The sequence below is a fragment of the Microbacterium sp. oral taxon 186 str. F0373 genome (assembly GCF_000411455.1).
Lineage (GTDB): Bacteria > Actinomycetota > Actinomycetes > Actinomycetales > Microbacteriaceae > Microbacterium.
In genome coordinates, this window is the sequence record NZ_KE150457.1 from 877,082 (window position 1) to 890,212 (window position 13,131).

At 68.9% G+C, this 13,131-nt stretch carries 13 protein-coding genes and 1 pseudogene; 6 read left to right on the plus strand and 8 right to left on the minus strand.

Annotated features, from left to right (window positions below):
* Positions 1–17 precede the first annotated feature (17 nt).
* A complete protein-coding gene (locus HMPREF1529_RS03955; RefSeq protein ID WP_036282696.1) occupies positions 18–1,247 on the plus strand; it encodes an ROK family transcriptional regulator in 1,230 nt (409 codons plus the stop codon).
* 162 nt (positions 1,248–1,409) lie between these two features.
* Here the strand turns inward: HMPREF1529_RS03955 and HMPREF1529_RS03960 are convergent, their stop codons facing one another.
* A complete protein-coding gene (locus HMPREF1529_RS03960) occupies positions 1,410–2,450 on the minus strand; it encodes a lactonase family protein (RefSeq protein ID WP_016463790.1) in 1,041 nt (346 codons plus the stop codon).
* 1 nt (position 2,451) lies between these two features.
* On the minus strand, positions 2,452–3,738 hold the full coding sequence (locus HMPREF1529_RS03965) for an adenylosuccinate synthase (RefSeq protein ID WP_036282698.1): 1,287 nt from the start codon (positions 3,736–3,738) through the stop codon (positions 2,452–2,454).
* A 210-nt stretch (positions 3,739–3,948) separates the two neighbouring features.
* On the opposite strand from HMPREF1529_RS03965, the pseudogene HMPREF1529_RS16235 reads away from it, so the two are divergent.
* The 4 genes and pseudogenes from HMPREF1529_RS16235 to HMPREF1529_RS03980 all read left to right on the plus strand — a co-directional run.
* Positions 3,949–4,382, plus strand: a pseudogene (locus HMPREF1529_RS16235) (ATP-binding cassette domain-containing protein); the annotation flags it as partial.
* A 153-nt stretch (positions 4,383–4,535) separates the two neighbouring features.
* Complete coding sequence (locus tag HMPREF1529_RS16240; RefSeq protein WP_232212097.1) at positions 4,536–4,955, plus strand: NIL domain-containing protein; 420 nt, start codon at positions 4,536–4,538, stop codon at positions 4,953–4,955.
* A complete protein-coding gene (locus tag HMPREF1529_RS03975; protein ID WP_016463793.1) occupies positions 4,952–5,662 on the plus strand; it encodes a methionine ABC transporter permease in 711 nt (236 codons plus the stop codon). Before HMPREF1529_RS16240 ends, HMPREF1529_RS03975 begins: the two co-directional genes overlap by 4 nt.
* Before the next feature lie 13 nt (positions 5,663–5,675).
* Positions 5,676–6,509 carry a MetQ/NlpA family ABC transporter substrate-binding protein gene (locus HMPREF1529_RS03980; protein ID WP_005054830.1) on the plus strand — a complete coding sequence of 278 codons (834 nt, stop codon included), beginning with the start codon at positions 5,676–5,678 and terminating at the stop codon, positions 6,507–6,509.
* Between the two features lie 63 nt (positions 6,510–6,572).
* Here the strand turns inward: HMPREF1529_RS03980 and HMPREF1529_RS03985 are convergent, their stop codons facing one another.
* Genes HMPREF1529_RS03985 through HMPREF1529_RS04010 form a run of 6 tightly spaced genes read right to left on the minus strand, consistent with a single transcriptional unit; the run spans position 6,573 to position 12,165 of the window.
* Positions 6,573–7,433: an inositol monophosphatase family protein gene (locus tag HMPREF1529_RS03985; protein WP_016463794.1), complete on the minus strand. Its 861-nt coding sequence runs from the start codon at positions 7,431–7,433 to the stop codon at positions 6,573–6,575.
* Positions 7,430–8,158, minus strand: coding sequence for a glycerophosphodiester phosphodiesterase (locus tag HMPREF1529_RS03990; protein WP_016463795.1), 729 nt, complete (start codon positions 8,156–8,158; stop codon positions 7,430–7,432). Before HMPREF1529_RS03990 ends, HMPREF1529_RS03985 begins: the two co-directional genes overlap by 4 nt.
* Positions 8,158–9,237 carry an ABC transporter ATP-binding protein gene (locus tag HMPREF1529_RS03995; protein WP_016463796.1) on the minus strand — a complete coding sequence of 360 codons (1,080 nt, stop codon included), beginning with the start codon at positions 9,235–9,237 and terminating at the stop codon, positions 8,158–8,160. Before HMPREF1529_RS03995 ends, HMPREF1529_RS03990 begins: the two co-directional genes overlap by 1 nt.
* Before the next feature lie 11 nt (positions 9,238–9,248).
* A complete protein-coding gene (locus tag HMPREF1529_RS04000; protein WP_016463797.1) occupies positions 9,249–10,070 on the minus strand; it encodes an ABC transporter permease in 822 nt (273 codons plus the stop codon).
* Complete coding sequence (locus HMPREF1529_RS04005) at positions 10,070–11,017, minus strand: ABC transporter permease (protein WP_005054818.1); 948 nt, start codon at positions 11,015–11,017, stop codon at positions 10,070–10,072. The genes HMPREF1529_RS04000 and HMPREF1529_RS04005 overlap by 1 nt, the downstream gene beginning before the upstream one ends.
* Complete coding sequence (locus HMPREF1529_RS04010; protein ID WP_005054816.1) at positions 11,014–12,165, minus strand: extracellular solute-binding protein; 1,152 nt, start codon at positions 12,163–12,165, stop codon at positions 11,014–11,016. The genes HMPREF1529_RS04005 and HMPREF1529_RS04010 overlap by 4 nt, the downstream gene beginning before the upstream one ends.
* Before the next feature lie 208 nt (positions 12,166–12,373).
* Here HMPREF1529_RS04010 and HMPREF1529_RS04015 point away from each other — a divergent pair, with 208 nt between their 5' ends.
* Entirely contained in the window at positions 12,374–13,123 is a 750-nt protein-coding gene (locus HMPREF1529_RS04015) for a DeoR/GlpR family DNA-binding transcription regulator (RefSeq protein ID WP_016463798.1), read from the plus strand.
* Positions 13,124–13,131 lie beyond the last annotated feature (8 nt).

Sequence of the window (13,131 nt, forward strand, 5' to 3'; positions counted from 1 at the left end):
CGGGCTATCGTCGAACCATGAGTGCACAGGCCCGGGGGGGCGGCTCCCGGGCGCGAGCCTCGGCGACCGTCACGACATTGCGTCAGCAGAATCGCGCGGCGGCCCTGCGCTTCGTGCTGCAACAGGGCGAGACGACGAGAGCCGATCTCGCCCGGCGATGCGGCTTCTCCGCGGCATCCGCCGCGAACATCACGTCGGAACTCATCGACGACGGGCTGCTCGCCGAAGTCGGCTCGGTATCGTCCCGCGGAGGCCGACCGATCTCGCTCATCGCGCCGCGCGCGGAGGGCGCCTACGCGATCGGTGTCGATGTCGGCGAGCGGGGCGTCGCCGTCGAGCTCTTCGATCTGTCGTTGACAATGGTCGACCGCGAGTTCCGCGGCGGACGTCACGATGAGACTCCGCAGGACATCCACCGCGATCTCGTCGAAGCGATCGCTGCGCTGCGCGCGCGCAATCAGGAGCGGTGGCCGCGCGTCCTCGGCATCGGGCTCGGTCTTCCAGGCGTCGTGGAGACCGGACCCGACGGCGCCCAGGTGCTCTACGCCCAGAGTCTCGGCTGGGAGCCGTGGCCGATCCCGCGCGATCTCGACGCGGATCTGCCCGTGTTCGCGGAGAACGGGGCGAAGACGCAGGCGCGGGCCGAGCTCTGGTACGGCGCGGCACGCGGAATCGACCACGCCGTCGTCGCTCTGCTCGGACGCGGTGTCGGGCTCGGCGTCATCATCGACGGAGCGCTCGCCCACGGCGCTTTCAGCAGCGCAGGCGAATGGGGCCACACGAAGATCAACGTCGGCGGCGCCCGCTGTCGATGCGGGCAGAACGGCTGTGTCGAGGCCTACCTGGGTGCCGATGCGATCCTTGCCGGGTGGCAGACCCGCGGCGGCTCGTTCGAGGGCTCGGGATGGCAGGCGATCGGCGCCCTCCTCGCCGCCGCGGACAGCGACCCGAATGCTCGCGCCGTCGTCGACGAGACCGTCGACGCGCTCGGTGCGGCGCTGGGCAGTGTCGTCAACCTCACCAACCCGGAGCGCATCGTCGTCGGCGGGTGGGTCGGCATGCGCCTGATGGAGCACGGCGCAGAGCGAATCGCCGCTGCGGTGCGGCGGAACTGCCTGCAGCGCCTCGGGGCGCAGTTCGAACTCGTCGCGGCGACGTTCGGCGGAGACACCGTCGCACTAGGGTCCGCGCTGATGCCGATTACGGCGCTCATCGATACCCCCCGCAGCGAGCTGTTCGCCGTCTGATCCCGCCTCGGCATCCTCTCTCGGCATCCGACGTGCGTGCCGGGCGCAGGCAATCTGCCGAGGGCAGGCCGATTCGCGCGCAGTTCGCCTGTTCTGGGCAGATCGCCTGCGCTGGGCAGGGCGCCGCGGCGCGGCGGGCGGGCCGCGACGGCGGCAGGCGGGTCAGGATGCCGCGAGCAGGCAGGTGGGCGAGGGGGCGTCCACGCAGCGTCGGGCGCGCCCCGGCACCCCGGTGCGCTCATCCAGCGTGAGCGCGGCGATCTCGTCGGAGCGCTGACCCGCCACGAGGAGGGTGTCGCGCACGACGACGTGATGCCGCGGCCCGTCCACGCCGGAGTCGACGAGCGCGATCGGACGCAGCTGGGCCCCGTCACCGCGCACCTCCACGACGGCGATCGTGTTCGAACCGCGCAGCCCCGCGTAGACGAAGCGACCGTCGCGCGAGAAGGCGAGCTCTGCGGCGGCGTCTCCGGCGAGAGCGCCCGGTGACAGCGCGACCCCGGCGACGACGCGCCACTGCCCGCTCGCATCGGGGGCCAGTGCGTAGAGCTCGTTCGACAGCTCGGTCACCACGAACAGATGCTCGGACGGATGCCATCGACTGTGGCGCGGCCCGGTCTCCCGCGGAAGAGCGACGTCGTGCGAGCCCCGCGCCGGGTCACCCCGCCACAACCGCACCAGATCGAGCCCGAGATCGGTCGTCGCGATCGTGTCGCGCGGGAGGAAGCGCACGTGGTGCGCGCGCGACGGTCGCGTCTGCTGCGCTATGCCGGCGAGAGCATACGGATCGGACGCAGCGGCCAGAACGGTCGGCTTCGACGGGCGACCCTCGGCATCCAGCGACATGCGCACGAGGCGCCCGTCGCCCCAGCAGGCCGCGATCAGTGCGTCGCCGGCCGGGGCGACATCGATGTGGCAGACGGCCTCGCCGGCCTCCACGGCAGCACCGAGCCGGACGAAGCTCTCCTCGCCGGTGCGGCGATATGCCTGCACCACACCGCGCCGCTCGAGAGCCGCGTAGACGACGGGAAGGGTCGGATGCCACGCGAGCCACGACGGCGAGTCGGCGCGCACCGCGACCTCCGTGCGCCGGGCGAGCTCTCCGCCGGCCGACACGTCATCGGCGTTGCCCGCCAGGAGCGTTCCGACGCCCTCCGCGCGGCCGCCCATATCGGCGGAGTATCCGCCGAGGAAGAAGCGCACCTCAGTCGACGAGATCGTGACGCACGATGACCGCGTCACGGGCGGGCCCCACGCCGATCACCGAGATGCGCGTGCCGCTCATCGCCTCGAGAGCCAGCACGTACTCCTGCGCCGGGACGGGCAGGTCCTCGAAGCTCCGTGCGCCGGAGATGTCGTCCTGCCAGCCCGGGAAGTACTCGAAGATCGGGGTCGCGTGGTGGAAGTCGCTCTGATTGACCGGGACCTCATCGAACCGCTCGCCGTCCACGTCGTATGCGACGCACACGGGGATCTGCTCGAGTCCGGTGAGGATGTCGAGCTTGGTGAGGACGAGGTCGGTGATGCCGTTGATGCGGGTCGCGTAGCGCGTGATCGGCGCGTCGTACCAGCCCACCCGGCGGGGCCGACCCGTCGTCGTGCCGAACTCGAAGCCGCGCTTGCGCAGCCACTCGCCCTTGTCGTCGAACAGCTCCGTCGGGAACGGGCCGGAGCCCACGCGTGTCGTGTAGGCCTTGACGATGCCGACGATGCGGTCGAGGCGGTTGGGGCCGACGCCCGAACCGGTCGAGGCGCCGCCCGCGGTGGCGGAGGAGGAGGTCACGAACGGGTACGTGCCGTGGTCCACGTCGAGCATCGTGGCCTGGCCGCCCTCGAAGACGACGACGTCACCGGCATCCAATGCCCGACTGAGCAGCAGCCCGGTGTCGCAGACCATGGGGCGCAGGCGCTCGACGTAGGAGAGCAGATCGTCGACGACCTCGTCGACGGTGATGGCACGGCGGTTGAAGACCTTGACCAGCAGGTGGTTCTTCTGATCGAGCGCGCCTTCGACCTTCTGGCGGAGGATGTTCTCGTCGAAGAGGTCCTGGATGCGGATGCCGACGCGGTTGATCTTGTCGGCGTACGTCGGGCCGATGCCGCGACCGGTCGTGCCGATCATGCGCTTGCCGAGGAAGCGCTCGGTGACCTTGTCGAGCGTGCGGTGGTACTGGGTGATGACGTGCGCGTTCGCGCTGATCTTCAAGCGCGACGTGTCGAGGCCGCGGGCGTTGAGCGCCTCGAGCTCGGCGAAGAGCACCTCGAGGTCGACGACGACGCCGTTGCCGATGACGGCGTTCACGCCGGGCGACAGGATGCCGGAGGGCAGCAGGTGCAGCGCGTACTTCTCATCGCCGATGACGACGGTGTGACCGGCGTTGTTGCCGCCGTTGAACTTGACGACCCAGTCGGTGCGCTCACCGAGCAGATCGGTGGCCTTGCCCTTGCCTTCGTCTCCCCACTGGACGCCGACGATCACGATTCCTGGCATGCGGATCTCCCTTTCTGTCGAGGAGGGATTACACCCCATCCTATCGGGGCGGCGGCGAAGGACCCGAGAATGCGTCGGCCTGCGGGCGACGGCGCCGAGGTGAAACGTTGCGTAACGCGCTTTCGCGGAAGCGATGCACAACCGATGTGATGGAGAGGCGTCGCGCAGGCCTGCGAACCCGCGCCAGCCCCGTCCGCGACAGCCCCCCACATGATTGCACTCGAACACGTCTCCCGGTCCTTCGGCGGCGTTGCGGCCGTCGACGACGTGTCGCTCACGATCCCGACGGGCGAGATTTACGGCATCGTCGGCCAGAGCGGTGCCGGAAAGAGCACACTCGCCCGCATCGTCAACCTCATCGAGCGCCCGGATCGGGGCACGGTGAGCGTCGACGGCACCGAGCTGACAGCCCTCCGCGACGCCGAACTGAGGGTCGCGCGTCGACGCATCGGCATGGTGTTCCAGCGCTTCAACCTGCTCGGCAGTCGCACCGTCCGCGGCAACGTCGAGCTCGCACTGGAGCTCGACGGTACACCGCGAGCGCAGCGCGCGGCGCGCGCGCAGGAGATGCTCGACCTCGTCGGTCTGGGCCATCGTGCCACGCCTCGGTGCATGAACTCTCCGGAGGTCAGCAGCAACGCGTCGGCATCGCGCGGGCCCTTGCGGCGCGCCCGAGCGTGCTGCTGTCGGACGAGGCGACGAGCGCCCTCGACCCCGAGACGACCGCGTCGATCCTGGACCTCTACCGGCGGATCAACGCCGAGCTGGGCCTCACGGTGCTGCTCATCACGCACGAGATGGACGTCGTGAAGTCGGTCTGCGACTCCGCGGCCCTCCTCGAGGCGGGCCGCGTCGTCGAGAGCGGACGCCTCGTCGAGCTGATCCAGACCCCCGGCTCGCGCCTGACCGCGCAACTGTTCCCCATCGGCTCGATCCCGCAGAACGTGGCGTCGGATGCCACCGTCGTGGACATCACCTTCGCCGGCGGCACCGCCGACCGTCCCGTGATCGCACAGCTCGCGCGTGATCACCAGGTGGACGTGTCGATCCTCGGAGCTCTCATCGAGCGCATCGGGGGCACCCAGGCCGGACGCACCCGCCTGGAGCTGCCCGCAGCGGCATCCGCCGCCATGATCGCGGACCTCCGCCGCCAAGGCCTGCTCGTCGAGGTGCTGCGCGGCGCCGACGCCGCCGCACAGAACGGAGGGATCGCGTGAACGCCCAACTCTTCCCGGTGCTGCTCGTCGCCACGGGACAGACGCTCTACATGGTGAGCATCTCGCTCGTCTTCACCGTCCTGATCGGACTACCGCTGGGAGTCGTGCTCGTCGGCACCGAGCCGGGGCGCTTCCTCCAGCGGCCGTTCGGCTCGCGGACGGCGGGGCTCGTGATCAACCGCGTCCTCGATCTCATCGTGAACTTCGGCCGATCGGTGCCCTTCATCATCCTGATGGTCGCGCTCATCCCCGTCACCCGCGCCCTCGTGGGCACCTTCATCGGGCCGACGGCGGCGATCGTGCCATTGTCGGCGGTGGCGATCCCGTTCTTCGCGCGGATGGTCGAGATCGCGATCAAGGAGGTCGACCCGGGCCTGCTCGAGGTCGCATCCTCGCTCGGCGCCAGCCGCTGGCAGCTCGTCACGAAGGTGCTGCTTCCCGAGGCCGCACCCCCGATGCTGCTCGGCCTGTCGACCACCGTCACGTCGATCATCAACTTCTCCGCGATGGTCGGCACGGTCGCCGGCGGCGGACTCGGCGATGTCGCCATCCGGTACGGCTACCAGCAGTACAGCTGGATCCACATCGTCTCGGTGATCGTGATCATCTTCGCGATCGTCATGATCTTGCAGTCGCTCGCCGCGTGGGGAGCGCGCAGGCTCGCTCGACGCACCTCCCGCCCCGCACCCGCCCTCATCACCACCTGACACAGGAGCCTCCATGTCCCGCACCCCCCGCCTCACCCTGCTCGCGTTCGGCGCGGCTCTCGCGCTCACCCTCACCGGCTGCGCCGGCTCGTCGACGGCCGCCCCCGCGGCATCCGGCGGCACCGACGCACTCGGCACGCTGAAGGTCGGTGCGCTGCAAACCCCCGCCGGCGACATCCTGGCGCACGTCGCCGAGAACGGTGCCGCCCAGCTCGGCCTCACGATCGAGTTCGTGCCGTTCACCGACTACAACACCCCCAACACGGCCCTGGCCGACGGCTCGATCGATGCGAACCTGTTCCAGAACGCGACGTTCCTCGCGAACTTCAACCAGAAGACCGGATCGAACCTCGTCTCGGTCGGCGAGGCCTACCTGCCCTCCGCCGCCTTCTACTCGCAGAAGATCACGAAGCTCGACGAGCTGAAGGACGGCGCGTCGATCGCGATCCCGAACGACCCGACCAACGAGGGACGCGCGCTCAAGATGCTGGCCGGTGCCGGGTTGATCTCGGTGGCCGACGGGGTCAGCGACCTCAGCGGCATCACGGCCAACCCCCGCAACTTCCAGTTCAAGGAGATCGAGAACGCGACGTTGCCCCAGGCGCTGCCGGACGTCGACACCGCGTTCGTGACGATCACCTTCGCTCTTCCCGCCGGTCTCACCAGCGATCAGGCGATCTTGAAAGAGGGCTCGGACAGCAAGTACTACAACGTGCTCGCCACCCGTCCCGAGCTCCAGAGCGACCCCCGCGTGCAGGCTCTCTACACGCTCCTGACGTCCCCGGACACCGCCGACTTCGAGAAAGCCACCTGGGGCGGTCTGGTCGTCCCCGTCGTCACGCCGTAACCGGAGACGCGAACGCCCCCGCCAGCCCGGTTCGGGCGGCGGGGGCGTTCGCGTTGCCGGCGATCAGACGTGCGTTGCGGCCTCGGGGAACTGAGCGTGCGACGATGCCGCGGCCGACTCCGGGGCGGAGGCGGCGAGTGCGCGCGCGTGCGCCCACACGCTGAAGGCCTCATCGGCGACGCGCGGCGCCGCAACCAGCACCCCTCCGGTGCGGGGAAACAGCGATCGGCTGCCCTGCTCGTCGAGCACGACGGCGCCGGCCTCATGCGCGATCAGCACCGCAGCGAGGTGATCGATGGGGCTGAACCGATGCACGACGGCTGCGCTCCCCCGCCCCGCCGCCGGTCCCAGAAGCGTGAGCGTTCCCGAGCCCATCACGCGCAGCGTGCAGAAGCGCTCGGTCAGGGCGCGCGAGAACTCGTGCATCCCCAGCCAGGGCTCGTGGCCCGCCAATTCGGTGCTGACCACGCCTCCCTGCAGCACCGCGGTGTCGCCGACGAGCAACGGTTCACCGTTGCGACGCGCACCCTCGCCGGCGAGAGCATCGAAGACGATCCCGCGCCACGGGTCGGCGACCACGCCCAGCAGCGGCCGATCCCCGATGGCCAGGGCGAGCGAGAAGGAGGTCCAGGGCACGCCGTTGGCGAGGTTGGTGGTGCCGTCGACGGGGTCGAGATACCACGTCGGGCGGTCCGGAGCGGCGGTGCCGCCGTACTCCTCGCCGACGAACGCGTGCTCGGGAAAGCGCGCACCGACCACGGCGCGAACGTGCCGTTCGATTCCGCGGTCCAGCTCTGTCACGAGGTCGGCGGGGTGCGCCTTGGTCGCGACGTCGGTCACTCGGTATGCACGCGTCTCGCCGCTGGCCCACGCGCCGAGTTCGAGTGCCATCGCATGCGCGTCGATGATGTCATCGCGGTTCATCGCGTCTCCTCTTTCCTGTCTGCCGCCGGGCCCTCGTCGGCCAGGAGGGCCTGCAGCCGGTCGAGGCGGTTCGTGGTGACGGTGTCGATTTCGAGCCGGATGGCGCGGGCGAGGTCGGCCTCGGCATCCACGGTCCACGCCGTCACCGTGTACCCGCTGTCGTGAACGGCGCTGACGAAGTCGTCATCGACGAGCACGAAAGGCACGTTGACCGTCACCGGTGCGAGTTCGGCGAGGTCCTCGGCGAGCGGGGGGCTCGGCGAGCGCCACGGCATCCAGAGTCTGGCCTCGCCGGAGAGGGAGCGCAGCACCCGCATCGCCTCGACGTCGCCGCACCAATCGACCTCCACGCCGGATGCCGCGACGACCTCATAGGCCGGGGCGGCGAAGCGGGCGGCATCCATGTCGATCACCAAGCGGGTGGGCGCGCCGACCAGCTCCGCGAGGACCTGGGCCAACAGGGGAGGTCGGTGATCGCCGTCGCCGATGGCCGCCAGATCCGCCGTCGAGACGTCGTCGATGGCGCGTTCGTCGCCCCAGAGCCGTTCCAGCGTCGAGTCGTGCAGCACGACGACATCCCCGTCGGCGGTGAGCCGCACGTCGATCTCGACGAATGCGGCCCGCTTCGCGACGGCCGAGCGAATGGCGGGCAGCGTGTTCTCCCGCTCGACGGCGCTGTCGCCGCGGTGGGCGCACGCCCGCGTCCGAACCGGTGTGCTCACCATCAGCGCACCGCCCGTTCCACGCGGCGAACGAGTCGCCCGTCCCGGTAGATGAGGGCGGCGTCGATCGTCGCGAAGCCCGCCTCACCGACGGCGGGAGCAGAACCCGACACGAAAGCGCTCAGGGTGACATCGTCGCGGCGCACCCGCACCTCGTGAAAGTGGCCGTGGGGCACGACACGCTCCACGACCGCGGGGACGGCGCCGGCGCGCGGCTGCGCGGAGTAGACGACGTCTTCGGGGCGCACGCCCACCACGCCGTCGCCGGCGACGACCCGCTCGCCATCGAAAGCGCCTTCGACGCGGTTGAGCGTGCCGATGAAGGTGCCGACGAACTCGGTCTCGGGATGCCGATACAGCTCGACCGGCGTGCTGAACTGCTCGATGCGCCCCGCGTTCATCACGGCCACGCGGTCGGAGATCGACATGGCTTCCTCTTGATCATGCGTCACGATGACCGTGGTGATGCCCAGACGCTGCTGCAGTTCACGGATCTCCTCGCGGACCTTGACGCGCAACTGCGCGTCGAGGTTGCTCAACGGCTCGTCCAGCAGCAACACCTCTGGCTCCTGGACCAGCGCGCGAGCGAGTGCGACGCGCTGCTGCTCTCCACCGGAGATGCGCGGCGGACGGGAGTCTTTGTGGTGGAGCAGGTTGACGAGCTCGAGGACCACCTCCACCCGCTGCGCGACCTCGGCTCGCGGCCGACGGCGCACGCGCAGCGGATAGGCGACGTTCTTCATGACCGTCATATGCGGCCAGAGGGCGTAGTTCTGGAAGACCATGGCACTCGGGCGTCGATCCGGTCCCAGCCGGGTCACGTCGCGGCCCGCCATCAGAATGTCGCCGTCATCGGGCGTGAGGAAGCCCGCGATCATCCGCAGCGTCGTCGTCTTGCCGCAGCCCGAGGGTCCGAGCAAGGAGACGAGTTCGCCGCGCTCGACCGTGAGATCGAGGCTGTCGATGATCCGCCGTCCGCCGAGCACCTTGGTGAGCGAGCGAAGCTGCAGACCGTCGGTGGCTTGCGCGGGAGCCGGGTCGACAGGCGGACTGCTGACGGCCGGATCGGAGAGGGTGATCACGGGGTACTCCTTCATTTGATCTGAAATCCCTCGGCAAGCTGGCCGCCCATCACGTGCTTGCGCACGGCGAGCAACAGAACGACGGAGGGAATGGCGAGCAGGATCGAGAACACGGCCGCGACCTGCTTCGGGTAGTTGAGGACGAGGCTGTACATCTGCGTCGGCATGGTGAGAATGTCGGGTGCTCCGACCAGATAGGTGCCCTGCGCTTCATCGAACGCGGCCAGGAAGGCCATCACCGCGCCGACCAGGATGCCGGGAAGCGCCATCCGCAAGGTGACGGTGAAGAACACGCGCAGGCGGGAGGCCCCGGCATCGCGCGCGGCCTCTTCGAGCGAGCGGGGAACGCCGGCGAACGCCGCCGACGGGATCCACGTCATGAACACGATCGTGCCGAGCAGCTGCACGATGACCACGCCGGCCACGGTGTTCATCAGCCCGAGCGCGTAGTACACAGACGCGAGCGTGGCGAACAGCCCCATCTTGGGGAACGCGTTCGTGGCGAACAGACCGATGAGCAAGAGGCGCCGGCCGGGAAAGTCGAAACGGGCGAACGCGTACGCCGCGGGAAGACACACCACCGCAGACACGAGGACCACGATCGGCGTGATCGTCAGCGAGTTCTGAATGGACGCGCCGAGGGCGGGATCGGCCAGCACCGCCGACCACCACCGCAGTGTCCACCCGTCGGGAAGAAGGCGAGGGTAGGTCCAACTCTCCGCGAACGCGTGCGCGCCCAGCCAGACGATGGGCCCGAGAACGAAGACGGTCAGAACGAGGGTGAACACGGCGATCACACCGCCGCGAATGAGGGGAGCACGCAGGAGCGGCATCAGATCTTTCCCTCCCGCCGCGCGGTGCGGAAGTTGGCCCAGACGTAGAGGGCGCCCACCCCTGATGCGATCAGGAAGACGACGAAGGCCATCACAAGCGACTGCTGCGGCTGGTTGTAAGAGGTGAAGTAGTTGGCGATCGACACGCCGAGCATGGTCGGCGCGTTCGCGCCGGTGAAGTAGGGCACCGTGTATGAGCCGATCACCCCGATGGCCGTGAACGTCACGGCGATCACGATCGGAATGACACTCATGGGCAGCAAGATGGTGCGCACGATGCGCCCGGTGCCCGCCCCGGCATCCCGTGCCGCATCGATGAGCGCATCGGGAATCGACTGCAGCCCCGAGGCGATCATCAGGACGGCGAAGGGCAGCGAGGTCCACGCCGAGCCCAGCACGACGGCGACGACGGAGTACGACCAGATCGGCCCGTCGATACCGAGCTGGGCGCAGAGCGTGCGGATGAAGCCGTCCGCCGAGGTGAAGGTCAAGATCGCCCACGAGGCGATGACCACCGGGATGAACAGCGGCACGATCGCCACCGTCGACAGCAGTCGAGACAGCCAACCGCCGTGAAGACGCAGGTACAGCCCCACGCCGCCGGCGAGCAGGAGAACGAGGATGGTCGACAGCAGGGTCACGACGAGGGTCAGGCCGAGATCGTTCCAGAACTCGGCGGTGGCGAACACGTCGCCGTAGGCGGCGAAGGTCGGCACGGCACCGTCGGCGTGATGGACGTTCTGGCCCACCGCGGCGGCAACCTCGTTGAGCCCACCGGTGAACCCGACGCTGAAAGCGAGCGCCATCAGCACGGGCAGACCGACGAAGGCCGCGATCACGAGAACCGGGGGGAGGGCGAGAAGGAAGCCCGCGACCGCGGACCGCGAAGCCGCACGGGCTCCGCGATCCGCGGCGCGAGTCGCCGTCGCATCGGCGATCACGGTCACTTGCCGGGGACCTTCTGCGCCCAGGCCTTGTTCATGTCAGCCGAGTTCGTTGCGAAGTACGTGGGCCGCAGATCTGCGATGTTGGCGTTCTGGAACGTGCTCTGCACCGACGAGGGGAGCTTGTCGAGAGCGATCACGGGGTAGCCCGAGATGCTGTCAGCCACGAGGCTCTGCGCCGTCGGGGTGAGCAGCCACGCGAGCAGCTTCTGGGCAGCGGCCTTGCGCGGCGTGGCCGACGGGATGCCGAGGTAGCTCGCCCCGCCGGTGAAGGACGGGTTCGAGATCTGCGTGTAGGAGATGTTCGAGGGGATCTGGCCGTTCTTGACACCCGTGACGAACTGGTCGCTCCACACCGGCGCCATGGAGATCTGACCGCTGGAGAGCAGGTCGAGCACCTGGCTGTTGCCATTCGGGTACACGCCCTTCTGGTACACGAAGGGGTTGAGCGAGGCGAGTGTGGCGAAGCCCTTGTCCCAGTCGCCCTCGACCTCGGGGGCGGCGCCGGTGACGAGCTTGGTGCGGTCGGCGTCGGGAACGTTCTGGTCGAGAACGGTGGTGACGAAGGCCGCGCCGCTGCCGCCGGTGCTGGGCGAGTTGTAGGTGAACTGCCCGGGATGTGCCTGGATCCACGCCAGAAGGTCCGAGAGCGTCTTCGGCGGCTGCGGCACCGTCGCCGTGTTGTAGGCGAGCACCACGCTCGATCCGCGGTACGGGATCGCTCCGTCACCACCGGCCTGGACGAGAGCGCTCGGAATGTCGGCGATTCCGGGAACCTCGGAGGCTCCCACCTTCTCCAGGAGACCGGAAGCGGCCGCCTGGACGACGAAGCCTGCATCGACCAGGTCGTATCCGGGGTCGCGGTTCTGCACGGTCGCCGCCGTCAGCTTGGCGACGGTCTGCTGGTCGTGGGTGCCGTGCAGGTCGAAGTCGATGGCGACGGTGTATCCCGGGTTGTCCTTCTCGAAGGCGGGGATCAGGGTCTTCTGCCAGAGGTCCTGAATGTTGGTGTCGGCGCTGACGAACACAGTGAGGGCCGTGTCGGCGGAGCCCGACGAGGACGCGCCGGCGGGACTCTGGCTGCAGCCCGCGAACATAAGGGCGGCGGCCGACAGGGCCGCAAGAGAGGCGATCAGACGTGGACGATTCACAGAGCACTCCTGGGGGGGAAGAGGTTTGGGTCGACCGCCGCGTCGGGATCGCGGCGACCGATGTCACGCTAACTCGGGCGCTCATTTCTGGCGATATGTCATAGTGAGGTTTCAAATGAGCGCCCGATGCCGTTCATCGGCCGTTAACATGAGCGCAAATGCGCACCGACATCCTCGAATCATCCCGGCAGAGAAGGAGGAGGCGTTGTTGACGCATCAACGTGAGGCCGCAATCCTCGAGCGGCTCGAAGCCGTCGGAAGCGTGACGGTCGACGAGCTCTCCCGTCTGCTGGATGTCAGCGGTACGACCATCCGGCGCGACCTGGAGCGGCTCGAGCTGAACGCGCGCCTGCGACGTGTGCACGGTGGCGCCACCTTGGCCCGTCACACCGAGCCCGTGACGGTGCAGGACCTCGACGCCGATACGCGCGAGAAGGAAGCGATCGCCCGTGCGACGGCCGGGATGATCAGGGACAGCGAAGTGGTGCTGCTCGACATCGGTATCACGACGCTGCGACTGGCTCGCCACCTGCGTGGACGCTCCCTGACGGTCATCACCAACAGCCTTGCCGTGCTCGACACCCTGCGCGACGACGACGCGATCTCACTCGTCGTCCTCGGCGGACTCGTCGGGTCCAAGCCGCGGACACTGGTCGGGCCCCTGACCGAGGAGGCGCTCGCACAGGTTCGTGCAGACGTCGCGGTCATCAGCAGCACCGGCATCGAGCCTGATGGCGCGGTCGTCACCGACCTGACGCAGGAAGCGAGCATCAAGGGGAGGATGCGGCAGGCGGCGGATCGGTCGATCCTCGTGGCCAACACGTCCAAGTTCCCCGGCAGCGGCTCGTACCGCATCGCCTCGCTGATCGACTTCGACACGATCGTGACCACGCGCGCAGGAGATGCCGAGACCCTCGACGCGGCCGCTCTCGCGGGCGTCGGAATCGTGCGCGTCTAGACCCGCCG